The following is a 24,475-nucleotide window of genomic DNA, read 5'->3' as shown; positions in this document are numbered from 1 at the left end:
CTGCCGTCTTCCCCATTCTGTCGGGCTCCGACGTTTCGCCGCGCCTTTGAACCGGTGTGAGGAAACCGCCGTAAAGGCCGGAACGGATAGCAATTCCAAGCTGCGAATAACACCCAAGGATTATAACCATGAGCACCCCCAAGCACAGCCGCCTGCTGATCCTCGGCTCCGGCCCCGCCGGCTACACCGCGGCCGTGTACGCGGCCCGCGCCAATCTCAAGCCGACGCTCGTCACCGGACTGCAGCAGGGCGGCCAGCTCATGACCACCACCGACGTGGAGAACTGGCCCGGCGACAAGGCCGTGCAGGGCCCGGACCTGATGCAGCGCTTGGCCGAGCACGCCGAGCACTTCGAGACCGAAATGGTGTTCGACCATATCCATAGCGCCGACCTGAGCCAGCGCCCGTTCCGCCTGAAGGGCGATTCGGGCGAATACACCGCCGACGCGCTGATCATCGCCACCGGCGCCACCGCCAAGTACCTGGGCATCGAGAGCGAGCAGCACTACAAGGGCAAGGGCGTTTCCGCCTGCGCCACTTGCGACGGCTTCTTCTTCCGCAACCAGGAAGTGGTGGTGATCGGCGGCGGCAATACCGCCGTCGAAGAGGCGCTGTACTTGTCCAACTTGTGCAGCAAGGTCACCCTGGTGCACCGCCGCGACAAGCTGCGCGCCGAAAAGATCATGCAAGACAAACTGTTCGAAAAGGCTGCCGCCGGCAAGATCGACCTGGTGTGGAACCACACCGTGGCCGAGGTGCTGGGCGATGCCAGCGGCGTCACCGGCGTGCGCGTGAAGGACGTCAACAGCGGTGCCACCCGCGACATCCAGGCCACCGGCTTCTTCGTGGCCATCGGCCACACGCCGAACACCGGCATCTTCGAAAGCCAGCTGGACATGCAGGACGGCTACCTGAAGATCCGCAGCGGCCAGGAAGGCTTTGCCACCATGACTTCGGTGCCGGGCGTGTTCGCCGCCGGCGACGTGGCCGACCACGTGTACCGTCAGGCCATCACTTCCGCCGGCTTCGGCTGCATGGCCGCACTGGACGCCGAGCGCTGGCTGGACCAGCAGACTCCGGCAGCCTGATGAGCACGCCGCGCGCCATCCTGCATTACATCCACGACCCGCTGTGCGGCTGGTGCTACGGCGCCCAGCCGCTGGTGAGCGCGGCGGTCGCCATGCTCGGCGACCGCTTCGAGCTGCGCCTGCACGGCGGCGGCCTGTTCGCCGAGCCGCGCGAGCTGACGCCGCAGATGGCCGAGCACATCGTGCATGCCGACGAGCGCATCGAGCAGCTCAGCGGGCAGCCCTTCGGCGATGCCTACACCGAGGGCCTGCTGGCCGAACGCGGCACCGTGCTGTATTCGCTGCCGCCGATCGCCGCGGTGCTGGCCGCCGAAGCGCTGACGCGCGATGCGGCCTACCCCATGCTGGTAGCGATCCAGAACGCGCATTACCGGCGCGGCCTGCGCGTGGTCGAAAGCGACGTGCTGGCGGAACTGGCCGAGGAACTGGGCCTGGACGGCGCCGGCTTCGCCGACGCGCTGGACGACGCCATCCGCCATGACGCCCTCGAGCACATCCAGGCCAGCCGCCGGCTGCTCGGCGAAGTGGGCGGCCAGGGCTTCCCCACTCTGGTGCTGGAGGTGCACGGCAGCTATCAGGTCGTACCGCACCAGCAGGACTACGGCCGGCCCGACGCCTTCGTCGAACGCCTCGCCGCCCGTCTGCCGGCGGTGCACTGAATGACGCGCGGCCATCGCCCGTCGATGGCCGCGCCACGGCGCGCCGTGCTCGAAGCCCGCTTCCACCCGCATATCGCCGAGCTGCCCGCTGACGCATGGGATGCGCTGCGCGGCGACGACAACCCTTTTCTCTCCCACGCCTTCCTGGCCGCGCTGGAAGCCACCGGCTGCATCCGCGAGGATTGGGGCTGGCGCGCGCATCACCTGGGCCTGTACGACGATGGCCGGCTGGTCGCTGCCGCGCCGTTGTACGTGAAGGGCAATTCGCACGGCGAGTTCGTGTTCGACTGGAGCTGGGCTTCCGCCTGGGAGCGCGCCGGCGGCGACTACTACCCCAAGCTGCTCAATGCCGTGCCCTACTCGCCGGTACCGGGGCCGCGCCTGCTCGCCGGCACCGACGAACGGGCACCGGCGCTGCGCGAGGCACTGGTGACGGCGATGCGCGAGCTGGCCGACAGCCATGGACTGTCCTCGGTCCACGCCAACTTCCTCGCCGTCGACGACCTGCCCGCTTTCGGCGACGACTGGCTCGCACGTTCGGACGTGCAGTTCCATTGGCTCAATACCGGCTACGACGGCTTCGAAGATTTCCTCGCCGCCCTCAATCACAAGAAGCGCAAGAACATCCGCCACGAGCGCGCCCAGGTGGCCCGCGCCGGCCTGCGCCTGGAATGGCGTCGCGGCGACAGCCTCGATGCGGACGCATGGCGCGACATCCACCGCCTCTACGAGCATACCTTCGATGCCAAGGGCAACCATGCTGCGCTGACGGGCGCGTTCTTCGGCGAGCTGGGTCGCGGCCTGGGCGAGGCCACGCACCTGGCTCTCGCGCGCGACGGCGATCGCACGGTAGCCATGGCGCTGTTCCTGCAAAGCAGCGATGCGCTGTATGGACGCTACTGGGGCAGCCGCGTCGACGTGCCCGGACTGCATTTCGAGCTGTGCTACTACCAGGGCATCGAGCACGCGATCCGCGCCGGCTTGCGGCGCTTCGAGCCCGGCGCGCAGGGCGAACACAAACTGGCTCGGGGCTTCCTGCCCGTGCGCACCCACTCGCGCCATTACCTGGCCGACCCGCGTTTTCGCGACGCCGTGCGCGTGGCGCTTGCGCGCGAAGCCGAAGCAGTCGACGCTTACGCCGCCGACCTGCTCGACCACAGCCCGTACGCCCACCGCGACGCCTGACCATGATCCGCCTGCCCCTGCTCGACGCCGCCCATCCCGAGCAGTTCCCCGATCCCGGCCGCGCCATGGCCGATCCCAACGGCTTGCTCGCCTTCGGCGGCGATCTCACGCCACGCCGCCTGCTGGCCGCGTATTCGCGCGGCATCTTCCCCTGGTACAACGAGGATGAGCCGATCCTGTGGTGGTCGCCCGATCCGCGCTGCGTGTTCCACACCGAACGGCTCCAGGCCAACCGCAGCCTGCGCCGGCAGATCGGCCGCAAGCCCTGGCGCATCACCCTGGACCATGCCTTCCGCGCCACCGTCGAAGCCTGCGCGGCGCCGCGTCCCGGGCAACTCGGCACCTGGATCGTGCCGCCGATGATCGATGCCTACGCCGAGCTGCACGACATGGGCCATGCCCACAGCGTGGAGGTGTGGGATGGCGACCGCCTCGTCGGCGGCATCTACGGCGTGGCGGTGGGGCGGTTGTTCTGCGGCGAATCCATGTTCAGTCGCGAAAGCGGCGGCTCCAAGCTCGCCCTGCTCGCTCTCGGCCAATTGCTGCAACGCTGGGATTTCCCGTTGATCGACGCGCAGGTCACCAACAACCACCTGCTCAGCCTCGGCGCCGTGGAATATCCGCGCGAGCAGTTCCTGCGCACGGTGCGGCAGCTGGTGAAGCTGCCGGGGCAACCCGGGAGCTGGAAGGAGTTCACGCCACTGGCGGAAGAAACGCTGGCGACGCTGAAACGCTGCTAGTGCCTCCCTGCTCCCCGCCGGGGAGACGGTGGCGACAGCCGGATGAGGGTCGGGTGCGCGCCGAACAGGTGCTACGACGCGAGTCGTGCCTCCACGCTCCCGCATCTACGCTCCGTAGCACCCCATCACCCCAACCCTCTCCCCGGCGGGGAGAGGGAGCAAAGAAAGGATCTCAGGCCGCCTTGGCCTCGCGCAGCTTCCGCGCATTCGCATAGGAATCCAGAATCCCTTCGCGCACCGGCGCCTCGCCGGTAGCCAGGCAGCGTTCCCACTCGTCCACGCTCAGCACGGCGGCAAAGCGAGACTGCTCGACCACGGCGAACACGCGATGGATTTCCTCGGCCGTCGCATAGCCCGCGCGGTTGGCATACGAGACCGCGCCGGAAGCATCGTGCAGGAATTCCACCTCCATGCCGCGATCGAACGCATGCTTGATGGTGGTGTCGTTGCAGTTGTGGGTCATGTAACCGATCACGCTCAACGTATCGATGCCGCCTTCTTCCAGCCAGGCAGCCAGGCCGGTTTCCGCGAAAGCGCTCGGCAGCGGCTTGCCGAACAGCACGTCGCGCTGGCGGCGAGCCACTTCCGGATGCAGCTCCCAGCCATGCGAGCCCTTGGCGAAAGCGGGCGCATCGGCCGGCGAATCCTGCTGGATCACGATCACCGGGATGCCGGCTGCGGTAGCCGCATCCATCGCGCGCACGATCTTCGGCAGGCTGTCGGACACCGGCGGGTACTCGATCTGCAGGTTGCCGTCGAAGTATTCGTTCTGCACGTCGATCACGATCAGCGCGCGGCGGGGCGATTGCGAGTGGTTCATGGCATGGCTCCTTGGTTGAAAACGGTGGACACATGCTGCGCTCGGGCGCACTTGCACGGTAGTGGCCCGAAGGACAATCATCGATGCTATCGGGCCAAACCGGATTTCACCCATGCGCAAGATCCGCATCGCCGTGGTGGCGTTCCACGACATCCTCCCCTTTCATCTCTCCGTGCCCTGCGGCGTATTCCAGGCCGTACTGCGCGAGCAGGATTCGCCGTTCCGGCTGCGCGTGTGTTCGGCCGAAGGCAAGCGGCTGCGCAGCGCCTCGGGCTTTCTCATCGCCACCGAGTACGGCCTGGACGAATTGCGCAACGCCGACATCGTGATCGTGCCGTCCTGGCGCGACGCAGCCGAGCGCCCGCCGGAAGCACTGCTTGAGGCGCTGCGCCGTGCCGCCGCGCGCGGCAAGCGCATCGTGGGGCTGTGCATGGGCGCCTTCGTGCTCGGCCACGCGGGTTTGCTCGACGGGCGGCGCGCCACCACGCATTGGTTCGCCACGAAGGATCTGGCCGAGCAATTTCCCACCACCGAAGTGGATCCGGACGTGCTGTACGTGGACGCCGGCCAGGTAGTCACGTCCGCCGGCGCGGCCGCGGGCATCGATTGCTGCCTGCACCTGGTGCGCCAGCTGCTGGGCAGCGAAGCGGCCAATCGCATCGCGCGGCGCATGGTGGTGTCGCCTTTCCGCCACGGCGGGCAGGCGCAGTTCATCGAGCAGCCCGTGCCGTCGATGGCTGGCGACGAGCGCATGGCCAGGCTCCTGGACGACGTCCGCCGCAAGCTGCACCAGCCGCACGACCTGGACGGCATCGCCGCGCGCGCCGCCATGAGCCGGCGCAGCTTCACTCGCCATTTCCGCCAGCTCACCGGTTCGAGCTTCGGCGACTGGCTGACCGCGCAACGCCTGAGCGAAGCACAGCGCCTGCTGGAAACCACCACGCTGTCGCTGGAGCGCATTGCCGCCGCGGTGGGCATGGGCTCGCCGGTCACGCTGCGCCAGCAGTTCCAGCGCGCGTTCCGCACCTCGCCGGCGAACTACCGGCGCACGTTCTGCGCATCCAGGGCGGCCTGAGGTGCGCGGCGCTCAGTCTTCAGGGCTTCTGCCCGCCTGCTTGACCTCTTCGTAGTGTTCGAGGAACAGCGCCACCACCGACGGATCCAGCTGGCTTCCCGCGATCTGCTGCAGGTAGGCCAATACTTCGTCCTCCGGCCAGGCCGGCTTGTACACGCGCGGGAAGCTCAACGCGTCCCACACGTCCACCACGCTGAATACCCGCGCCGCCAACGGAATCTGCTCGCCGTACAGGCCGCGCGGATAGCCGCCGCCGTCCCAGCGCTCGTGATGGCTGAAGGGGATCTCCACCACGTCGCGCAGGAAATCCACGCGCTGCAGCAGATCGTGGCCGATACGCGGATGCGTGCGCATCAACGCGATTTCGTCCGGCGTCAGCGGACCGGGCTTGATCAGGATCGCGTCCGGGAGCGCCAGCTTGCCGATGTCGTGCAGCAGCGCGCCGATGCGCAGCTTGCGCAGCTCGTCGCCCTGCACGCCGGCCAGGCGCGCCAGCGCCACGGTCATGCGCATCACACGGTCGGAATGGTCGCTGGTTTCCTTGTGGCGGATGTCCATCGCGTGCACCAGCACGCGCAGCGCCTGCTCGTTGCCTTCCAGCAGGCTGCGGTTGGTCCGGGCCAGGCGACGGATGTCGCGGTCGATCATCACGTAGAGCATGCCGCCCGTCACGACGACGAAGAACGTGCCCTTGACGCTCTGCAGCAGGCTCAGCGTATCGGTATCGTGCACGATGCCCAGCAGTACGCGATTGGACAGCCAGATCCACAGACTGGCCACCACCACATACGCGAGCACCGTGCGTACTTGCGGCTTCAATCTCATTCCGGTTCCCCTGGCCGCCCAGGGACGTCCTTCCCTGCAGGCGGGAAAGGCGAGCTTACCGCCAACCGGCCGGGGATGGATGTGCGCTTTGGCTCATGCGCGCGAAGGCGCGAGCACGAACAGGATCGAGGCGGGTTTGCCGCTGTGCGGATGCAGCGGCTCGTCCATGCGCAGCAGGCGCAGGCCGCAGGCGACGAAGGTGTCGAGCCAGCCGCCCAATGTGCGGAAGTACCAGGGCGCCGGCTGCGCGAAGCCGTCGCCGCAACCGGCCCAGGAACCTTCGCGCCAACCGTCGCGGTACGCCAGCTCGCCGCAGGCCATCAGCGGATGCAGGGTCTGCACCAGCAGTACGCCGTCAGGCTCGAGCAGGCCCGGTACCGCGGCCAGCAGCGCCTCGGTCGACGCCTGCCCCAGCAGCGAGAAATTGCAGATCGCCACGTCCGCCTTCGCCTGCAACGCGCCGGCGGCGATGCTTTCGTAGCTCATCGCCTCGAAACGGCCGCCGCCTCGCTCCCGCGCGGCATCGATCAAGGCGGGGATCGCATCCACGCCTAGCGCGTCCACGCCACGTTCGGCCAGCGCGCGGACCAGCCAGCCCTCGCCGCAGCCGAGGTCGATCGCACGGCGAGGCGCGCAGGCCATGGCGGCCTCGACGATGGCGCGATCGGTGACCAGCCGCCGGCTCTCGATGCGCTGTCCGCGCACTGCCTCGGCCCACGGCAAGGCATTGCTGTCCCAGGCGGCGAGAATCGCGGCTTCGGCGGCGGGGGTATCGCTCACGGTATCCCTCCCTCGCCGCCGCGTGCGCCGCTCAGCCGCCGCGCGCCGTGTAGCGCGTGGCCACGTAGTTATCCAGGATGCCGATGAACTCCGCGGCGATGTTGTCGCCGCGCAAAGTCATCGACTTCTCGCCGTCGATGAACACCGGAGCCGCCGGTGCCTCGCCATTGCCCGGTAGCGAGATGCCGATGTTGGCGTGCTTGGATTCGCCCGGCCCGTTCACCACGCAGCCCATCACCGCCAGGGTGAGGTTCTCTACACCGTCGTACTTCACGCGCCATTCCGGCATGCGTTCGCGCACGTGCGCCTGCACCGTCTTGGCCAGTTCCTGGAAGAACTCGCTGGTGGTGCGGCCGCAACCCGGACAGGCGGTGACCAGCGGAGAGAACGCGCGCAGGCCCATGGTCTGCAGCAGTTCCTGCGCGACCACCACCTCGCCGGTACGCGAGGCGCCCGGCTCCGGCGTGAGCGAGATGCGGATGGTGTCGCCGATGCCTTCCTGCAGCAGCACCGCCAGCGCCGCGCTGGACGCGGTGATGCCCTTGGAGCCCATGCCGGCTTCGGTCAGGCCCAGGTGCAGCGCGTAATCGCAGCGCGCGGCCAGGTCGCGGTACACCGCGATCAGCTCCTGCACGCCGGACACCTTGCAGGAAAGAATGATGCGCTCGCGCGGCAGGCCGATCTCTTCGGCGCGGACGGCCGAGTCCAGCGCCGAACGGATCAGCGCCTCGCGCGCCACTAGCGCCGCGTCCCACGGTTCGACGCGCCGGTGGTTCTCGTCCATCAGCGCGGCCACCATGGACTGGTCGAGCGAGCCCCAGTTGGCGCCGATGCGCACCGGCTTGCCGTACTGGATGGCCTTCTCGATGATCGCGGCGAACTGGCTGTCCTTCTTCTTGCCGAAGCCGACGTTGCCCGGATTGATACGGTACTTGGCGAGCGCCTCGGCGCAGGCCGGCTCCTGTTTCAACAGCTGGTGGCCGTTGTAGTGGAAGTCGCCAATGATCGGCACCTCCACCCCCATCATCGCCAGGCGCTCGCGGATGCGCGGCACCGCGGCGGCGGCGGCCGGCGTATTCACGGTGATGCGCACCAGCTCTGAACCGGCCCGGGCCAGCTCGGCGATCTGTTTGGCGGTGCTGGCCGGATCCTCGGTGTCGGTATTGGTCATCGACTGCACCACGATCGGCGCGCCGCCGCCCACCGTGACCTTGCCGATGTGCACGCCGACGCTCGGGCGGCGCGCGCCGGGCTCGGCCGGCCGGGGAATGGAGGAAGACTTGTCGCTCATGAAGAAACCGGCTGAATGAAAGGGCCACGCGGGCCGCGCGGCAAGCCGCAAGGATACTTCAGGCGGCCGGCGGCTTCATGACGGAACCATGCACGACCGAACATGACCGCGCCTCCGCCGGGGCGCGGCGCCGCGCCGCGCGGCATAAGGGCGCATGCGCGCGCCGGGCCCGGGAGCAACGCTCATCATGGTTGGCATGCCACGCCACAGGGAGATCACCGGCATGTCCGTCGCCTACGCCATCGAAACCCCGACCGCCCAGCGCGTCGCCGCCCCCCGCGCACGCGGCTGCGCCGGCTGCGCCCACGTCTCCGCCTGCGAGGCCTGCGGCTACGGCAAGGATGCGCTCGCCGGCCTGCGCGGTATCGTCGAGCGCGTCGGCCTGCTGCGCGACGGCGAATACCTGTACCGCCCGCGCACGCCGTTGCGCGCGCTGTATGCCGTACAGGCCGGCATGGCCAAGACGGTGGCAGTGGACCGCGCCGGCCGCGAGCAGGTGCTGGCCTTTCATTTGCCTGGCGAGCTGTTCGGCCTGGATGCGATCTGCCTGGGCTATCACGACAACGCCGCGATCGCGCTGGGTCGCACGCAGCTATGCCGCTTCCCTATCGATCAGCTGCGCACGCTCGCCGCCGGCCAGCCGGAGGTGCAATGGCATCTGTTGCACACCATGAGTCGCCAGATCCATCACCAGCGCCTGAGCGGCGGCGATTATTCGGCCGGCGAGCGCATGGCGGCGTTCCTGGTGGACCTGCTCGACCGCCGCGCGATGCTCGGCCTCGCCTCGGATCATCTGCCGCTGCCGATGTCGCGTGCCGATATCGGAAACCACCTGCGGCTGGCGACGGAAACGGTGAGTCGATTGCTGGCGAGGTTCCGCGAGGCGGGTTGGGTTCGTATCGAGCGTTCGGGCCTGACGGTGCTGGATGTGCAGGGGTTGCGTTTCGCGGGGCAGCACGTTTTGCAGTGATGCGCTGCCGCCGCCCGAGTCCTTCTCTTTGCCGCCCCGATCCCTTCAACGTGGCCCGGATCGGCACGGCTCAGCCAAAACACGCTTCCAGGCCCGCCATGCGTTCTCCTTATTAAACCGGCTTGTTCGCCCTGCAGCGGATGCGCACGTAATCCGCCCACCACGTACCTTTCTCGTCACACATCGACGGACGCAGCGACTCGACCAGCGAGGCGATGAACGCCGGGCGTTCGAGGTCCGGGACCTCCATGATGAAGGGCTGTGCGAACGTGGATAGCCAGTCCCCAACGTCGCCTGGGAGCGCGGTGGGGCGCGGCACCAACGTCAGGACGTCGACCACGAAACCTCGTTCCTCCACCATGGTGCGGTAATGCTCCATCGTGGGGAAAAACCAGGGATGAGGAACGCGAAGCCCGCGGGCAAGCAAGGCCGCCTCCAATGCACGGACAATGCTCGCGACGTTGCCATGCCCGCCGAACTCGGCAACGAATCGGCCGCCGGGCTTTAGCGCTTTCCAGACGCCATCGATCACCCGCTCTGCCTTTGGCATCCAGTGAAGTGCGGCATTGCTGAAGACGGCGTCGAACTGCTGGTCGAACGCAAGCCTCTGGCCATCCATTACCTGCGCGTCCAGGCCAAGTGCGCGAGTGGCCTCGACCATCGGCTGGCTTTGATCGATACCCAGCACATCGCAGCCCATGCGCGCGATCTTCTGCGTCAGCGCGCCATCGCCACAACCGAGGTCCAGGATGCGCTCGCCTTCGACCGCCTGCAGCAGGTCAAGGACCGGCGCGCCCAGGTTTGAAACGAAACGCCCATGCCGATCATAGGCGGCGGGATCCCACTGCTGGTCGATTCCGGAGTTCATGCACTGGAGCCTTTGAGTCTGATGATGCGCACTTAACGCCCGTAAACAGCCTGTACCGAGGCGCTCCCCAGCGTTGCGCCATGAATCATGAAACCGATCATGGCGGTCGAGGCATCTTTAGGCACGTCAAGACGGTCCACCTTCAGCGCGTATACCGTGACGATATAGCGATGGGGCTTGCTTCCCTGCGGCGGACACGCACCACCGAATGCCGCCGTACCGAAGTCGGAACGCGCTTGCACGGCGCCAGCGGGAAGTGCCTGGCCATCCACACTGCCCGCACCTTCCAGGAGCGCGTGTGTGCTGGCGGGCAGGTCGAAGACCATCCAATGCCACCAGCCCGAGCCCGTCGGTGCATCCGGATCGTATACGGTGACGGCGAAGCTGCGCGTTCCCTTCGGCTCTCCCTTCCAGGCCAATGCCGGGGAAAGATTTCCGCCGGAGCAACCGAAACCATGGAACAGCTGCGCCTGTTGCAGCGTGGCGCCATTCTTGAACGAATCACTGGATACGGTGAAATCGGACGCCTGGGCCGAGAGACAGCAAGCGGAGAAGGCCAGGAATGCGGCGGTACGCAAGAAAGACATCATGGATCTCGGTGGCTCAAAGGGAGCACCGATGATCATTCAACCGCCTGCAAGAAATTAGCCCGATTCCGTCAACGACTGTACGGATTCTTTCAAGCGCATGCGAACCACCGAAGGCGGCACGCCCCAGCGCTGGTGGAAGGCCGCGGTGAACCGACTGTGCGAATCCCAGCCGCAACGACGAGCCACCTCGCTCACCGGCAAGTCCTTGGTCTGCAGCATGTCCAATGCCGTTTCGAGCCTGACCTCCCGGATCAACGCGGCGAGTGTCGTACCACTGGATTCCAGTCGTCGGCGTAGCGTCGATTCGCTGACATGAAAGAGGTTCGCCACGGATGCCACGCCCCATTCGCCATCCGGGCGTTGCGACACGAGCCGGCGCACTCTGTCCGGCCAGCTCAACGCGGCCCCCGTCGTGAATCGCCAGCCGCGCCCGGCGAGCAGGATCAACACCTCCAAGAGGCGATGGCGCAGCAGGGCGTCGCTGACGGGCGTGGGCGTCGTGGGCGGCAGTGTCCGCCGCATCGCATCGACCAGCTCGTCATCGACGCGCGCAACATGGGCCGATATGACTGGCGACGCCGCTCCGGCAATGGACAACATGTCAAAGTCACCCAGGATGGTGTCGTCGAACGTCAGCGCGAGCGCCTCGTATTGATGCTGCCCGTCGGGATCGTTAACCACATCCCACTGCGTGCCCTGCGCCACCAGCATGCCTTCGCGAGGTCGTGCTGCAAGCATGCTGCCATCGGCGTGCAGGCTCTTGCGCCCGCTGAGCACGGCCACGAAGAGACTGTGATGGACAGTCAGCGTACGAATCCGGTAACGCTGGGCGGCGACGACCCGGGCACCGTGCAGTAGTTTCATATCGCCCCTTTGCCAAGGGTGGTTGCCATGTCGTCCAAAGGATGCTCAAGGCCGGCCAGACAGCGGAATATAGCATCGCTGTCAGCGGCGCCAGGACGAGGCGGTCTTCGACGCCGCCGCCGCGGTGCTGCGAAAAACCAAGCGGCAGCCCCCTCAAAGCACCCACCGCATCGGCGGCCGAATCGCCACAGGGAAAACGCCCGGGCGACATAACGCCACACCCCCGCTCCAACTGCGGCAAACCGCCCACCCCAATTGACCGGCGTCAATAACCCCCGCCGCGCCCAAACCTACCCTGCGCGCCAACACCACGCAGGCGCCCGCCCATGCGCAATCCACCATCCGGACCACACACCTATAACGACAAAGTCGTGCGCCAATTCATGGCCGCGGCCGTGTTCTGGGGCATCGTCGGCATGGCCGTCGGCCTCCTCGCCGCCGCCCAGCTCGCCTGGCCCGCGCTCAACTTCGATATCCCCTGGCTCACCTACAGCCGCATCCGCCCGCTGCACACCAACGGCGTGATCTTCGCCTTCGGCGGCAGCGCGCTGATGGCCTCCTGCTACTACGTCGTGCAACGCACCTGCCACACCCGGCTGTTCTCCGACCGGCTCGCCAGCTTTACTTTCTGGGGCTGGCAGGCGGTGCTGGTGGCGGCCGTGATCACCCTGCCGCTGGGCATCACCCAGAGCAAGGAATACGCCGAACTGGAATGGCCGATCGACCTGCTGATCGCCATCGTGTGGGTCGCCTTCGGCTGGAACTTCTTCGGCACGCTGACGCGCCGGCGCATCCGCCACATCTACGTGGCCAACTGGTACTACGGCGCCTTCATCATCGCCGTGGGCCTGTTGCACATCGTCAACAACATCGCCATCCCGGTCTCGCTGACCAAGTCGTACATCGTGTATTCCGGCGCGGTCGACGCGATGGTGCAGTGGTGGTACGGCCACAACGCAGTGGCGTTTTTCCTCACCGCCGGCTTCCTGGCCATGATGTATTACTTCGTGCCGCGCCAGGCCGATCGCCCGCTGTGGAGCTACCGCTTCTCCATCGTCAACTTCTGGGCGCTGATCTCCATGTACATGTGGGCCGGTTCGCACCACCTGCTGTACACGGCGCTGCCGGACTGGGTGCAGTCGGTGGGCATGATCTTCTCGCTGATTCTGCTGATGCCCAGCTGGGGCTCGGCCGCCAACGGCCTCATGACCTACAACGGCGCCTGGCACAAGCTCAAGACCGATCCGATCAGCAAGTTCATGGTGATGGCGCTGGTGTTCTACGCCGCGGCCACCTTCGAAGGCTCGATGATGGCGATCAAGAGCGTCAACGCACTCTCCCACTACACCGACTGGACCATCGCCCACGTGCACTCCGGCGCGCTCGGCTGGGTGGCGATGATCACCATCGGCTCCCTGTACTCCATGGCGCCGCGCGTGCTGGGCCAGGAAGCGATGCACTCGACCCGCGCCATCAACGTGCATTTCTGGATGCATGCCGGCGGCACCATCATGTACGTGTTCGCGATGTGGACCGCTGGCGTCACCGAAGGCGTGATGTGGCGCGAAACCCTGCCCAGCGGCTCGCTGGCCTACAGCTTCATGGACAGCCTGCGCGCGGTCCATCCGATGTACGTCATCCGCGCCATGGGCGGGGCCATGATCGTCGGCGGCATGCTCGTGATGGCCTGGAACATGTGGCGCACCTGGGCGCCGGCCCGCGAACGCGGCGTCGAACCCGTCGCCATCCCGCAGGGAGCCTGAGCCATGAGTGACACGCCCCCCACCGGCTTCCGCCGCTACCGCTATTTCGAATTCATCGAGACCCACGCCGGCCTGCTCGGCGTGCTGATCGCCATCGCCGTGTCGTTCGGTGGCCTGGCCGAAATCATTCCGCTGTTCTTCCAGGCCCATGTGGTCAAGGCCCTGCCCGGCGTGGAGCCGCGCGATCCGCTGCGCCTGGCCGGTTTCGACGTGTACGTGCGCGAGGGTTGCTACGGCTGCCATTCGCAGATGATCCGCACGCTGCGCGCCGAGACCGAGCGCTACGGCCACTACTCCGACGCGGGCGAATCCGTGTACGACCATCCGCACCAGTGGGGCAGCAAGCGCACCGGCCCGGACCTGGCGCGCGTCGGCGGCAAATACAGCGACGACTGGCACCGCCAGCATCTGATCGATCCGCGCAGCGTGCCGGGCGGCAAGGATTCCAACATGCCCGGCTATCCCTGGCTGGCCGAGCGCCCGCTCGACGCCGCCGATGTGCAGGCACGCATGAAGGTGCTGCGCACGCTCGGCACGCCGTACGGCGATGCCGAGATCGCCGCGGCGCCGGAAACGCTCAAGGGCAAGACCGAGATGGACGCCCTGATCGCCTACCTGCAAAGCCTCGGCACCGCCCTGCCCGCCACCGGCGTGCACGCTCCCACCGCTCCCGCGGAGAACGCCCCATGACCGCTTCCTGGATCGGACATCTGTACGGCGTCAGCATCCTCGTGCTGATGGGCCTGTTCCTCGGTATCTGGGCCTGGGCCTGGAACCGCCGCCACAAAGATACCTTCGACGCCGCCGCCCGCCTGCCGCTCGAACACGACCGGATCGCGACACGCCGCGAAGGAAACGCGCCATGAGCTTGTTCTGGAGCATCTATGTCGGCGTGCTGGTCACCAGCAACCTGATCCTGGCGATCTTTCTGTACTTCTACGGCACGCGGGTGAAGATCCCCATCGACGGCGAAGGCACCACCGGCCATAGCTGGGACAACGGCAAGCTGCGCGAATCCGTGCGCAAGCTGCCGCGCTGGTGGGCGATCATGTCGCTGGGCTCGCTCATCGTGGCGATCGGCTACCTGGTGCTGTTCCCCGGCTTCGGCAACTTCAAGGGCGTGCTGGGCTGGACCTCCGAGCAGCAGGTGAAGGAAGCCCGCGAGGAGAACGCGAAGAAGCTCGACGAGCTGTTCGCGCGCTACCGCCAGTACCCGATCGACCGCCTGTCCGACGACAGCGTGGCCCTGCAGTACGGACATCGCCTGTTTCAGGACAACTGCGCCGCCTGCCATGGCGTGAAGGCCGAAGGCGGCCGCGGGTTTCCCGCGCTCACCGTCAATGGCGACGATGGCGACTTTGTCATGGCCACCGCGCTCAACGGGCGCAACGGCGTGATGCCGCCGTGGGGTGCCGTGCTCGGCGAGCAAGGCGTGACCGATGTCGCCAACTACGTGCTCAGCCTGTCTGGCGCGCCGCACGATGCCGCCCGCGTGCCAGCCGGCGAAACGCGCTTCAAGGAGACCTGCGTGGCCTGCCATGGCGCCGACGCCAAGGGCAACAAGGCGCTGGGCGCGCCCGACCTCACCGATCGCAGCTGGATCTACGGTGGCGACCTCGCCGCCGTGACGCAGAGCATCCGCGACGGTCGCAACGGTCACATGCCGGCGTGGAAGGATCGCCTGGGCGAAGACCAGGTCCGCCTGATCGCCGCCTGGCTGCGCCATAACGCCTTGCAGGAACGGGCCGCCCAGGCCGCCCCGGTCGCTGCCGCCGCGCCATGACCGCCACCGCCGCGCGCGCCTTCCGCTGGTACCGCGAGCCGGTGGTATGGCTGGGCGCGGCGGTGCTCGCCACGGCGATCGGCGGATGCATCTCGCTGATCCGCACGGCCTCGCGCCATGGCGACGCCGATCTGCCCGACCCGGTGGATCGCCGCGCGCGCATGCAGGTCTCCGCGCAACGCCTGTCCGCCGCGCTGCCGTCGCAGGCGCGTCTTGCGCGCGACGGCGATCGCATCGTGCTGCACGCGCAGGCCGCGACGCCGACATCCTTGCAGTTGCTGTTCTGGAACACCCGCGCGGAGCACGACCTGACCATCCGGCTGGAGCGCCAGCCGGACGGCAGCTACGCGGCACGGCTGCCCGCCCTGCCGCCACTGGCGATGCACGTGCGCGTCGATACGCCACGGCGCGATGACGCTCTCGTCGGCGAATGGCAGGCCGGTGCGGCCTTCGCCGAGTTGCGCGAGCCTGCGCGATGAACGCCGCCTGCTATCACTGCCATGAACCGCTCCCGGCGGGCGATTCCATCGTCGCTTCCCTCGGCGGCGCGACACGCGCCTTTTGCTGCCTCGGCTGCCGCGCCGCCGCCGAATGGATCGACCAGCTCGGCCTGGGCGACTACTACCGGTTGCGCGACGTACCCGCGCCGAAAGTCGATGCAGTCGCCGAAAACACCGCCTGGGCGCGTCCCGAGCTCGGCCGTCATGTGGTGCGCCAACTCGGCGATGCGCGCAGCGAGGTGTGCCTGCTGATCGAAGGCGTGCGCTGCGCCGCCTGCGTGTGGCTGATCGAGCGCAGCCTGGGCGGGCTGCCCGGCGTCGCCGACGTGCAGGTCAACGCCGCGGCCGCACGCGCCCGCGTGGTGTGGGACCCATCGCGCACGCCGCTGCCCGTGCTGCTCGATCACCTTGCGCGCACCGGTTATCGCGCCCTGCCGCTGGATGCCCGCGCGCTGGACGATGCGCGCCGCCGCGAAACGCGCGATGCGCTCAAGCGCCTGGCCGTGGCTGGCTTCGGCGCCATGCAGGCGATGATGTACGGCGTCGCGCTGTACGTCGGCGCGTTCCAGGACATGGACGCCAGCACGCGCGAACTGCTGCGCTGGATCGGCTTCCTGGTCGCCACGCCGGTGGTGCTTTACGCGGCCCGCCCATTCTTCGCCGGCGCGCTGCGCAACCTGCGTGTGCGGCGACTTGGCATGGACGTGCCGGTCGCGCTGGCGGTCGGCCTGATTTACGCGGCGAGCCTGGCCGAGGCGCTTCGCGGCGGCGCCGAGGTGTACTTCGATTCGGTCAGCATGTTCGTGTTCTTTCTGCTGTTGGGACGCTTTCTGGAGATGCGCGCGCGGCACCGCTCCGGCGACCTGGTCGATGCGCTGGCGCGACTCACGCCCGTGTTCGCCGATCGCTGCCGCACGGACGGTTCGCTCGAGCGCATCGGCGCCGCCGAGTTGTGTGTGGGCGACGTGGTGCACGTAGCCGAGGGCGGCAGCATACCGGCCGATGGCGTGCTGCTGGAGCGCGCCTGCCGCGTGGACGAATCGCTGCTCACCGGCGAATCCCAGCCGGTGGCCAGGCATCCCGGCGACATGCTGATCGCCGGCAGCGTGCTGCAGGACGGCCCGGTGCGCCTGCGCGTGGAACGCGTCGGCGCCGACACGGCACTCGCCGGCATCGTCGCCCTGGTCACCCGCGCACAGACCGAACGCCCACGCCTGGCCCTGGCCGGCGAACGCGCCGCCGCACGCTTCGTCGCGCGCGTGCTCGCGCTGACCGCCCTCACCGCACTTGGCTGGAGCCTGCTCGACCCGGCGCGCGTGCTCACCGCCACGCTGGCGGTACTGGTGGTGTCCTGCCCCTGCGCGTTCGCCCTGGCGGTGCCGGCGGCGATGACACGCGCGCTGGCCGTGCTCGCGCGCCGCGGCGTACTGGTCGCCCATGCCGATGCCGTGGAGAAACTGGCGCAAGCCGATCACGTGGTCTTCGACAAGACCGGCACGCTCACCGTGCCCTATGTCCGGCAGCTCGCCGGCGATACCGCGGCGTTGCCGCTGGCTGCCGCGCTCGCACGCGCCAGCAGCCACCCGCTGGCACGCGCCATCGTCGAGGCCGCCGCGTCCGATGCGTCGCAGCCGGTGGCCACGCAGGTCATCGCGCACGCCGGCCTCGGCGTGGAAGGCGTCGTCGACGGGCGCACACTACGCCTGGGCCGCGCCGACTTCGCGCTGCGCGGCGCGGTGGGCGAAGGCGCGCTCGCCGATGCCGTGGTGCTCGCCGACCGCCACGGCATGCTCGCCGCCTTCCATCCGCGCGAACGCCTGCGCGACGGTGCGGCCGAGTGCGTGGACGGATTGCGCGCACAGGGCCTCGCGGTCGAAGTGCTCAGCGGCGACGCGCCCCAGCGCGTGCGCACCATCGCGGCGGCACTCCACGCGGCCGCATGGCGCGCGCGCCAGACGCCGGCCGACAAGCTCGCCCGTCTCGAAAGCCTGCGCGCGCAAGGCGCCAAGGTGATCGCCGTGGGCGACGGTATCAATGACGCGCCGGTGCTGGCCGGCGCCGACGTCGCGGTAGCCATGGGCAACGGTACGCCGCTGGCACAGGCCAGCAGCGACATCGTGCTCACCGGCGGCCGCCTGCAGGCGTTGCCCGAGGCGCGCCGCCTCGCGCGGCAGACGCTGCGCATCCTGCGCCAGAACCATCGCTGGTCGCTCGGCTACAACTTGTGCGTGGTGCCGCCGGCCGCGCTGGGCCTGGTACCGCCGTGGCTGGCGGCGATCGGCATGTCGGCCAGCTCGCTGCTGGTGGTACTCAATGCGCTGCGCATCGGCCGCGAGTCCTCGCCTGCGCCTGCCCATCGCGACGCATTGCGGGAGGCGCACGCATGACCACCATGCTGATCCTCATTCCGCTCACCTTCCTGCTTCTGCTGGTCGCCGGCGGCGCGTTCTTCTGGGCGGTGAATCACGACCAGTTCGACGACATGGACAGCGCGCGGCTGCTGCCGCTCACCGATCGCGACCCGAAGGCAGATCCCCCCGAACCGCCGCAAGGCACCCCATGAGCCAAGGCCTGGGCCTGCTCGCCGCACTGTGGCTGGGCCTGGCCGCGTCCGGCCATTGCGTGCTGATGTGCGGCGGGATTTCCGGCGCGCTCGCGCTGGGAACGCAGCGCGGCGCGGACGGGCGGCCGTTGCCGCGCTTGCTGCTGGCCTACCAGTTCGGCCGTATCGGCGGCTACGCACTGGCCGGGCTGCTGTTCGGTTCGATCGGCGCGGGACTGTATGTGCTGCTCGACCACGATGGTTTGCGCGTCGCCCTGCGCGCGCTGACGGCGACAGCATTCGCCACCGCGGCGATGGCCTTGCTCGCGGGCCGCGGATGGCTCGAACGGATGCTCGGCGTGCGCCTGTGGCAACGACTGGCGCCAAGGGCGCGGGCACTGTTTCCGGTCAATACGACGGCCCGTGCGCTGGGTGTCGGACTGCTGTGGGGCTGGATGCCGTGTGGCTTCGTGTACACCGTGCTGCTGCTGGCGCTGGCCAGTTTCGATCCGTGGCGCAGCGCATCGAGCATGCTGGCGTTCGGGCTGGGCACCTTGCCCTCGATGCTGGCGGCGAGCGCCGGCAGCGGTGTGCTGTCGCGCTGGCTGGGACGGGCGGTATTCCGCCGCGCCGGCGCCGCACTGTTGCTCGTCATGGCGGTCGCGACGCTCGCGGGACCGTTCGTAGCGCATTGGGGCATGCCCTCGCTCAGCCGCTGGCTGCCCTTCGATTGCTAGCCGGCGCCGACCTGCAGGTTGGGGCTGCGTTCGGCTAGCCCCATCCTGCGAGAGTCGTCAAAGCTTCGCGCGGTTCAGCCTCAGCGCATTGCTCACCACCGACACCGACGACAGGCTCATCGCCAACGCCGCGATCATCGGCGACAAGGTCACGCCCAGCCACGGATACAGCGCGCCCGCCGCGATCGGGACGCCAAGCGCGTTGTAGATGAAGGCGAAGAACAGGTTCTGGCGGATGTTGGAGACGGTCGCCTGCGACAGCGCGCGGGCACGCAGGATGGCCGTCAGGTCGCCCTTGACCAGGGTGATCTGCGCACTTTCCATCGCTACGTCGGTGCCGCTGCCCATGGCGATGCCCACGTCCGCCGCCGCCAGCGCGGGCGCGTCGTTGATGCCGTCACCGGCCATTGCCACGCGCCGGCCTTCAGCGCGCAGCGCATTGACCACCGCGGCCTTGTCCGCCGGCGAGACATCTGCGTGCACCGCATCGATGCTCAGCGTCTTCGCCACCGCCTGCGCGGTCACCGCGTTGTCGCCGGTAAGCATCACGATGCGCAAACCGGCCGCGTGCAGGCCGGCGATCGCCTGCGGCGTGGTTTCCTTGACGCGGTCGGCCACGGCCAGCAGGCCGACCAGCGCGCCGTCCACCGCGAGAAACATCACTGTGGCGCCTTGCTTGCGCATCGCATCGGCGCGCGCCTTCGTCTCCTCGCCGAGGGCGATGCCCAGCGTCTGGAACAGCCGTGCATTGCCCAGCGCCGTCTCGTGCCCGTTCACCCTGCCCTGCACGCCGCCGCCGGTAAGCGTGCGGAAATCGCTCACCTCCGGCACCTTCACGCCGCGCGCCTCGGCTCCGGCCAGGATTGCGCGGGCCAGCGGATGTTCGCTGGGACGTTCCAGCGCCGCCGCCACGGCCAGCAGCTGATCCCATGGCATCGCGCCGGTGCTCACCACATCGTTGAGCGCGGGCTTGCCTTCGGTCAGCGTGCCCGTCTTGTCCAGCACCAGCGTGTCCACGTCGCGCAACGCCTCGATCGCGGCGGCGTCCTTGAACAGCACGCCGTAGTGCGCGCCGCGGCCGCTGGCGACCATGATCGAGATCGGCGTCGCCAGGCCCAGCGCGCAGGGACAGGCGATGATCAGCACCGACACCAGCGCGATCAGCGCATGCGCCAGGCGCGGATCCGGCCCCCACACGGCCCAGGCCGCGAATGCCAGCACCGCCACCGCCACCACCGCCGGTACGAACCACGCGGCGACCTGGTCGGCCACGCGCTGCAACGGCGCCTTGCTGCGCTGTGCCTGTGCCACCAGCGCGACGATCTGCGCCAGCATCGTTTCGCCGCCGACCTTTTCCGCACGCATGGTCAGCGCGCCGTCCTGGTTCACGGTGCCGCCGGTGATGCGATCGTCCCGTCCCTTGGTGACGGGCAGCGGCTCACCGGTCAGCATCGATTCGTCGACATGGCTGGCACCGTCGAGCACCACGCCATCCACCGGCACCTTCTCGCCGGGACGCACGCGCAGTACGTCGCCGACGCGCACGTCCTCCAGCGACACATCCTGCTCGCTGCCGTCATCGCCTACCCGGCGCGCGGTCTTCGGCGCGAGCCCGAGCAGCGCCTTCAGCGCCGCACCGGTACGGCGGCGTGCGCGCAGCTCGAGGAAATCGCCGAGCGTGACCAGCGTGACGATCACCGCGGCGGATTCGAAGTACACGCCCACGCGCCCGTGCGCATCGCGGAATCCGGCCGGAAATACCTGCGGCAGGAAGAATGCCACCGTGCTGTACAACCACGCCACGCCGGTGCCCAGTGCGATCAGCGTGTACATATTGGGCGACCACGGCTTGAGCGAGCGCCATCCGCGCGCGAAGAACGAAGCGCCGCCCCAGAGCACCACCACGCTGGAAAGCAGCGCCTCGGTCCACGCCGCCACGCCATCCCAAGGCATCGGCAGATGCCAGCCGAACAGGTGCGGCCCCATCGCCAGCAGGAACGCCGGCACGGTCAGTGCCACAAGTGTCCAGAAGCGCCTCGACAGATGGCGCAGCTCGCCGCCATCGTCTTCGTCCAGGGTCGGCATCATCGGTTCCAGCGCCATGCCGCACTTCGGGCAATCGCCAGGGCCGACCTGCTGCACTTCCGGATGCATCGGGCAGGTGTAGATCGTGCCGGGCGGCGCGGCGACCGGCTTGGGGCGCTCACCGAGATAGGCCATCGGGGTCGCCTCGAATTTCTCGCGGCAGCGTGCGGAACAGAAGTAGTACGCGTGCCCCTCGAACTCGGCACGATGCTTGGCCGTGTGCGGATCGACCGTCATGCCGCAGACCGGATCCTTCACGCCGTGCTGCGCGGAGCTGCCGTGCGCGTGGTGGTCATGATCGTGGGCGTGCGTGTGATGCTCATCATGGGCCTGGGTGTCGTGCCCCGCGTGAGTGTCGTTCTCGCCGCTGCAGCATGCGGGGGGCGCCGCCTCGCCGTGCGAGGCGCAGCACGATGCGTCGTCATGCGCGTGCTCGCCCGGATGCATGGCATGGTCGTGGTGCGCGCCATGCTTGTCCGTCTCCGACGAACAGCAGGCCGGCGCAGCCGCCTGCGCCACCTTCGCGGCCGAACCGCAGCAAGGCTTCTCGTGAGCGCTCATGCCTGATCCTCCTCGTCGGCCAGCGCCCGCAGGATCGGACACTGGTCCGGCGAACCGTGGCCCGGACAGGCTTCGATCAGATCTTCCAGGCCATTGCGCACGCGGGTCAGCTCGGCGATACGTGCATCGATCGCCGCCAGCCGCTCCTGCGCCCGCTGCTTCACCGCCTTCACCCCGCGCTGGCGATCGGCCGAGAGCGCCAGCAAGTCGCGGATCTCCTCCAGCGTGAAGCCCAGATCCTTGGCGCGCCGGATGAAGCGCAACTGCCGCACCGCACCTTCGTCATAGCTGCGGTACCCGGACGCCCGCCGCACGGGCTCCGGCAACAGGCCTTCGCGCTCATAGAAGCGGATGGTGTCGATATTCACGCCGACGCGCTTGGCGACGGCACCGATGGTCAGAGAGAGGTTGGTCGGGTTCATGGGACAAGTCTAGACCCTTGATAAAGGTCTAGAGTCAAGTCCTGGTTTGAAAGCCCGTCCTGGGTGTCGAGAGTCCTTAACCTTGTCACTGGGGACCATCATCCTGGTGCCAGCCCCTAAGAGTGGCACTGAGCCCCCGGCCCTTCTCCGCGATCACTCAGGGTATCCCGAGGGTCCCGTCGCTAAAATGTGTTCCTGAAAGTTCTGCAGCGACTACCGCGCATGCCTGAAAAGTGAGTTGTCGAAGCAAGCAATGGGGGACAGCGCGCCAGATGGCACACAGATGGCTCTACATTGGCTTCGTCAGCGCGTATGGCAGCAGGAACGCGCATCGCGGCTTTAACAGGACGGGCGAGCGTATCAACGACCATGGTCCCTACGTGCAGACAGCGCCGTGCCCAAAAACGCTCATTTATAGCGTCCTGGTAGCAGCCCTGGCCTTCTCCGGGCCTGCTCGATCCGAAGATTCCCTCGATTACAACGCGCTTCTTGTTCGCAGGGGCATTACCTCCGCATTGATCTACGACGGGAGCGTCGTGGCGAATGTTTCGGGAGGAGCCCGGAGAGGCGACGCATACGTCGGAAACCTGCGGCTTCAGGTCGCCCTGGACGGCAAGCGTCTATTCCACGCGCCCGGCTGGACAGCATTCCTCCAGCTGCTCTCGATACACGGCGGCCAGCCCAGCAATCTCATAGGCGATGCCCAAGGCGTCAATAGCTACTCGGCCAAGTCGACATGGCGCCTCTATGAGGCATGGGGCCAGTACAGCTCAGCCAACGGGCATTGGTCGTTTCTCGCTGGCCGATATGACATCAACTCCGAGTTCTATCGCCTCGCATCCGCGGGTCTTTTCATGAACAGCTCGTTCGCCATGGGGCCTGAGTTCTCCCAGAGCGGCATCGGCGGGCCATCCGTTTTTCCCGACACGTCGATCGGTCTCAGAGTGGCTTACAAACCCACGCCAAGCATCCTGATTCGAGCAGCCATGCTGGATGGAGAGCCCGTTGACGGGGCGGATGATGAGGTCAAATTTCCGGGGGAGAAGAAAGGCCTTTTGTTCGTCTCCGAGATGGCGTTCTTGACGCGGCCAGCATCGGATGACCCGCACGGTGCCGCCAAGTATCAGCTCGGTCGAGGTGCAAATTTTCCAGCCTACGACGACAAGATCGCTATCGGCGCATGGCACTACACAGGCACCTTCCGCGATCTTTTTCTGGAGAACGAGAGAGGTCTCCCCGTAGTACATAAAGGCAGCAGCGGCGCATATGCATTGATCGACTCGACGCTCTATCGAACCAAGGTGGAGCCTGGAGGCCGGATCTCCGGATTCATCCAGTACGGCATCGGGGACGGCCGAGTGAATCGCTTTAGTTCATACCTGTCTGCAGGGCTTGCCGCCTCTGGATTAATCACAAACAGATCGGACGATCAGCTGGGCTTCGCAGTCACGACCGCGCAGAACGGACCTCACTATCTCAATTCGATGCATTCGAGTTCGATCCCGGTGGCACGCAAGGAGACTTCAATGGAAGCCACCTATCTCTTGCAGGTGAACTCAAAGTTCTCGGTCCAGCCCGACATTCAATATGTCATTGACCCGGGAACGGATCCGGCAAGGCGAGCTGCAACCGTTCTTCAAGTCCACTTTCAACTGAAACTGTAGTGGAAGCTGACTCGCCGTCGATGACGCCGCCTGGAACGCCCGGTTTGCTTCGCTGGTCGCGACGTCGCAGCGCTCTCCAATGCAGGCGCCCCTGACGAATACGGCAGCGATGATCAGCAGCTGCACTACGATCGCCTCTGACCTTGACTCCAACCCAACGGCGCCCGATGACTCTTTGCGCATTACGAGCCTGGGCGGCATCTCACGCCATGCGGCACGCCGTTACGTCAGACAGCGACTTACGAACGCCGATAGCCCTTCCTCAATGGATCGAGCAAGGGCTTCAAGCCGTTGTGATCGAGCTCATGCGCCAACGCCAGCAGGTTGCCGAGGTCGCCGGGCGGGAAACCTTTGCGGGCGAACCATGCCAGATACGCACCAGGCAGGTCGGCGATGAGGCGCCCCTGGTATTTGCCGTAGGGCATGGTCGTGGTGACCAGTCGTTGCAAGTCTTCAGGCTTCAATGAGGCAGTCACCTTGAGTGGTCAGCTTGAGTCGGACGAAGCAGATCAACCCTGTCGATCGAAAACATAGGTGCGTTCCATGCGCCGACTCAAGCAGACCGGGCGAGTCATCATCACCAAGGGCGGTTAATCGAGTCAAAAAAAAGCCGTTTCGATTGCCCACTCCTTCTTCACCATCGCCTGAATCACTTGCGCATCA

25 protein-coding genes are annotated in these 24,475 nt (G+C 67.4%); 15 read left to right on the top strand and 10 right to left on the bottom strand.

All coding sequences use genetic code 11. From position 1 onward, the window contains the following. The first annotated feature begins 128 nt into the window (after nucleotides 1-128). The 4 genes from trxB to aat are packed head-to-tail and all read left to right on the top strand — an operon-like array spanning nucleotide 129 to nucleotide 3,672. Complete coding sequence (gene trxB / locus ACNR9O_RS06500) at nucleotides 129-1,088, top strand: thioredoxin-disulfide reductase (protein WP_473682068.1); 960 nt, start codon at nucleotides 129-131, stop codon at nucleotides 1,086-1,088. Continuing rightward, nucleotides 1,088-1,747: a DsbA family protein gene (locus tag ACNR9O_RS06495; RefSeq protein WP_473682069.1), complete on the top strand. Its 660-nt coding sequence runs from the start codon at nucleotides 1,088-1,090 to the stop codon at nucleotides 1,745-1,747. Before trxB ends, ACNR9O_RS06495 begins: the two co-directional genes overlap by 1 nt. After that, on the top strand, nucleotides 1,748-2,932 hold the full coding sequence (locus ACNR9O_RS06490; RefSeq protein WP_473682070.1) for a GNAT family N-acetyltransferase: 1,185 nt from the start codon (nucleotides 1,748-1,750) through the stop codon (nucleotides 2,930-2,932). 2 nt (nucleotides 2,933-2,934) lie between these two features. Then, nucleotides 2,935-3,672 (top strand): leucyl/phenylalanyl-tRNA--protein transferase, encoded by a 738-nt coding sequence (gene aat, locus ACNR9O_RS06485; RefSeq protein ID WP_473682071.1) that lies wholly within the window; start codon nucleotides 2,935-2,937, stop codon nucleotides 3,670-3,672. A gap of 172 nt (nucleotides 3,673-3,844) precedes the next feature. On the opposite strand, the gene ACNR9O_RS06480 is transcribed toward aat, so the two are convergent. Continuing rightward, nucleotides 3,845-4,492, bottom strand: a complete 648-nt coding sequence (locus ACNR9O_RS06480) for a cysteine hydrolase family protein (RefSeq protein ID WP_473682072.1) — start codon at nucleotides 4,490-4,492, stop codon at nucleotides 3,845-3,847. Nucleotides 4,493-4,604: 112 nt separating this feature from the next. Between ACNR9O_RS06480 and ACNR9O_RS06475 the strand changes: the two genes are divergently transcribed. Next, entirely contained in the window at nucleotides 4,605-5,567 is a 963-nt protein-coding gene (locus ACNR9O_RS06475) for a GlxA family transcriptional regulator (RefSeq protein ID WP_473682073.1), read from the top strand. A 12-nt stretch (nucleotides 5,568-5,579) separates the two neighbouring features. On the opposite strand, the gene ACNR9O_RS06470 is transcribed toward ACNR9O_RS06475, so the two are convergent. The 3 genes from ACNR9O_RS06470 to ispG all read right to left on the bottom strand — a co-directional run bounded on the left by ACNR9O_RS06470 (nucleotide 5,580) and on the right by ispG (nucleotide 8,463). Next, nucleotides 5,580-6,392, bottom strand: a complete 813-nt coding sequence (locus ACNR9O_RS06470; protein ID WP_473682074.1) for an HD-GYP domain-containing protein — start codon at nucleotides 6,390-6,392, stop codon at nucleotides 5,580-5,582. Nucleotides 6,393-6,485: 93 nt separating this feature from the next. Beyond that, nucleotides 6,486-7,172 carry a class I SAM-dependent methyltransferase gene (locus ACNR9O_RS06465; RefSeq protein ID WP_473682075.1) on the bottom strand — a complete coding sequence of 229 codons (687 nt, stop codon included), beginning with the start codon at nucleotides 7,170-7,172 and terminating at the stop codon, nucleotides 6,486-6,488. Between the two features lie 31 nt (nucleotides 7,173-7,203). Next, a complete protein-coding gene (gene ispG, locus ACNR9O_RS06460; RefSeq protein WP_473682076.1) occupies nucleotides 7,204-8,463 on the bottom strand; it encodes a flavodoxin-dependent (E)-4-hydroxy-3-methylbut-2-enyl-diphosphate synthase in 1,260 nt (419 codons plus the stop codon). Nucleotides 8,464-8,686: 223 nt separating this feature from the next. On the opposite strand from ispG, the gene ACNR9O_RS06455 reads away from it, so the two are divergent. Beyond that, nucleotides 8,687-9,433, top strand: a complete 747-nt coding sequence (locus tag ACNR9O_RS06455) for a Crp/Fnr family transcriptional regulator (RefSeq protein WP_473682077.1) — start codon at nucleotides 8,687-8,689, stop codon at nucleotides 9,431-9,433. Nucleotides 9,434-9,545: 112 nt separating this feature from the next. Here ACNR9O_RS06455 and ACNR9O_RS06450 read toward each other — a convergent pair whose 3' ends face one another. From ACNR9O_RS06450 to ACNR9O_RS06440, 3 genes are read right to left on the bottom strand one after another with little or no spacing between them, the layout of a single operon-like run. Beyond that, entirely contained in the window at nucleotides 9,546-10,301 is a 756-nt protein-coding gene (locus ACNR9O_RS06450) for a class I SAM-dependent methyltransferase (protein WP_473682078.1), read from the bottom strand. A 32-nt stretch (nucleotides 10,302-10,333) separates the two neighbouring features. Beyond that, nucleotides 10,334-10,927, bottom strand: a complete 594-nt coding sequence (locus ACNR9O_RS06445) for a YbhB/YbcL family Raf kinase inhibitor-like protein (protein ID WP_473682079.1) — start codon at nucleotides 10,925-10,927, stop codon at nucleotides 10,334-10,336. A gap of 18 nt (nucleotides 10,928-10,945) precedes the next feature. Beyond that, nucleotides 10,946-11,755, bottom strand: a complete 810-nt coding sequence (locus tag ACNR9O_RS06440; protein WP_473682080.1) for a helix-turn-helix domain-containing protein — start codon at nucleotides 11,753-11,755, stop codon at nucleotides 10,946-10,948. A 326-nt stretch (nucleotides 11,756-12,081) separates the two neighbouring features. Here ACNR9O_RS06440 and ccoN point away from each other — a divergent pair, with 326 nt between their 5' ends. From ccoN to ACNR9O_RS06400, 8 genes are read left to right on the top strand one after another with little or no spacing between them, the layout of a single operon-like run. Next, complete coding sequence (gene ccoN, locus ACNR9O_RS06435; RefSeq protein ID WP_473682081.1) at nucleotides 12,082-13,518, top strand: cytochrome-c oxidase, cbb3-type subunit I; 1,437 nt, start codon at nucleotides 12,082-12,084, stop codon at nucleotides 13,516-13,518. Between the two features lie 3 nt (nucleotides 13,519-13,521). Continuing rightward, entirely contained in the window at nucleotides 13,522-14,208 is a 687-nt protein-coding gene (gene ccoO / locus ACNR9O_RS06430; protein ID WP_473682082.1) for a cytochrome-c oxidase, cbb3-type subunit II, read from the top strand. Beyond that, nucleotides 14,205-14,384, top strand: a complete 180-nt coding sequence (locus ACNR9O_RS06425; RefSeq protein WP_473682083.1) for a cbb3-type cytochrome oxidase subunit 3 — start codon at nucleotides 14,205-14,207, stop codon at nucleotides 14,382-14,384. The genes ccoO and ACNR9O_RS06425 overlap by 4 nt, the downstream gene beginning before the upstream one ends. After that, nucleotides 14,381-15,301 carry a cytochrome-c oxidase, cbb3-type subunit III gene (gene ccoP / locus ACNR9O_RS06420; RefSeq protein ID WP_473682084.1) on the top strand — a complete coding sequence of 307 codons (921 nt, stop codon included), beginning with the start codon at nucleotides 14,381-14,383 and terminating at the stop codon, nucleotides 15,299-15,301. The genes ACNR9O_RS06425 and ccoP overlap by 4 nt, the downstream gene beginning before the upstream one ends. Continuing rightward, nucleotides 15,298-15,780 carry a hypothetical protein gene (locus ACNR9O_RS06415; protein WP_473682085.1) on the top strand — a complete coding sequence of 161 codons (483 nt, stop codon included), beginning with the start codon at nucleotides 15,298-15,300 and terminating at the stop codon, nucleotides 15,778-15,780. The genes ccoP and ACNR9O_RS06415 overlap by 4 nt, the downstream gene beginning before the upstream one ends. Then, nucleotides 15,777-18,188: a heavy metal translocating P-type ATPase gene (locus ACNR9O_RS06410; RefSeq protein ID WP_473682086.1), complete on the top strand. Its 2,412-nt coding sequence runs from the start codon at nucleotides 15,777-15,779 to the stop codon at nucleotides 18,186-18,188. The genes ACNR9O_RS06415 and ACNR9O_RS06410 overlap by 4 nt, the downstream gene beginning before the upstream one ends. After that, a complete protein-coding gene (gene ccoS, locus ACNR9O_RS06405) occupies nucleotides 18,185-18,364 on the top strand; it encodes a cbb3-type cytochrome oxidase assembly protein CcoS (protein ID WP_473682087.1) in 180 nt (59 codons plus the stop codon). Before ACNR9O_RS06410 ends, ccoS begins: the two co-directional genes overlap by 4 nt. After that, complete coding sequence (locus tag ACNR9O_RS06400; protein ID WP_473682088.1) at nucleotides 18,361-19,080, top strand: sulfite exporter TauE/SafE family protein; 720 nt, start codon at nucleotides 18,361-18,363, stop codon at nucleotides 19,078-19,080. Before ccoS ends, ACNR9O_RS06400 begins: the two co-directional genes overlap by 4 nt. Before the next feature lie 57 nt (nucleotides 19,081-19,137). On the opposite strand, the gene ACNR9O_RS06395 is transcribed toward ACNR9O_RS06400, so the two are convergent. Both ACNR9O_RS06395 and ACNR9O_RS06390 read right to left on the bottom strand, forming a co-directional pair. Beyond that, on the bottom strand, nucleotides 19,138-21,726 hold the full coding sequence (locus ACNR9O_RS06395; RefSeq protein ID WP_473682089.1) for a heavy metal translocating P-type ATPase: 2,589 nt from the start codon (nucleotides 21,724-21,726) through the stop codon (nucleotides 19,138-19,140). Next, nucleotides 21,723-22,148, bottom strand: a complete 426-nt coding sequence (locus ACNR9O_RS06390; RefSeq protein WP_473682090.1) for a heavy metal-responsive transcriptional regulator — start codon at nucleotides 22,146-22,148, stop codon at nucleotides 21,723-21,725. Before ACNR9O_RS06390 ends, ACNR9O_RS06395 begins: the two co-directional genes overlap by 4 nt. Before the next feature lie 272 nt (nucleotides 22,149-22,420). Here ACNR9O_RS06390 and ACNR9O_RS06385 point away from each other — a divergent pair, with 272 nt between their 5' ends. Next, a complete protein-coding gene (locus ACNR9O_RS06385) occupies nucleotides 22,421-23,812 on the top strand; it encodes a carbohydrate porin (RefSeq protein WP_473682091.1) in 1,392 nt (463 codons plus the stop codon). Nucleotides 23,813-24,051: 239 nt separating this feature from the next. Here ACNR9O_RS06385 and ACNR9O_RS06380 read toward each other — a convergent pair whose 3' ends face one another. Beyond that, nucleotides 24,052-24,276 carry a DUF3820 family protein gene (locus tag ACNR9O_RS06380; protein ID WP_473682092.1) on the bottom strand — a complete coding sequence of 75 codons (225 nt, stop codon included), beginning with the start codon at nucleotides 24,274-24,276 and terminating at the stop codon, nucleotides 24,052-24,054. Nucleotides 24,277-24,475 lie beyond the last annotated feature (199 nt).

This window comes from Dyella sp. CR10 (assembly GCF_055814425.1).
Note: the sequence above shows the minus strand (reverse complement) of the source record. Positions and strands in the feature narration are given on the sequence as shown.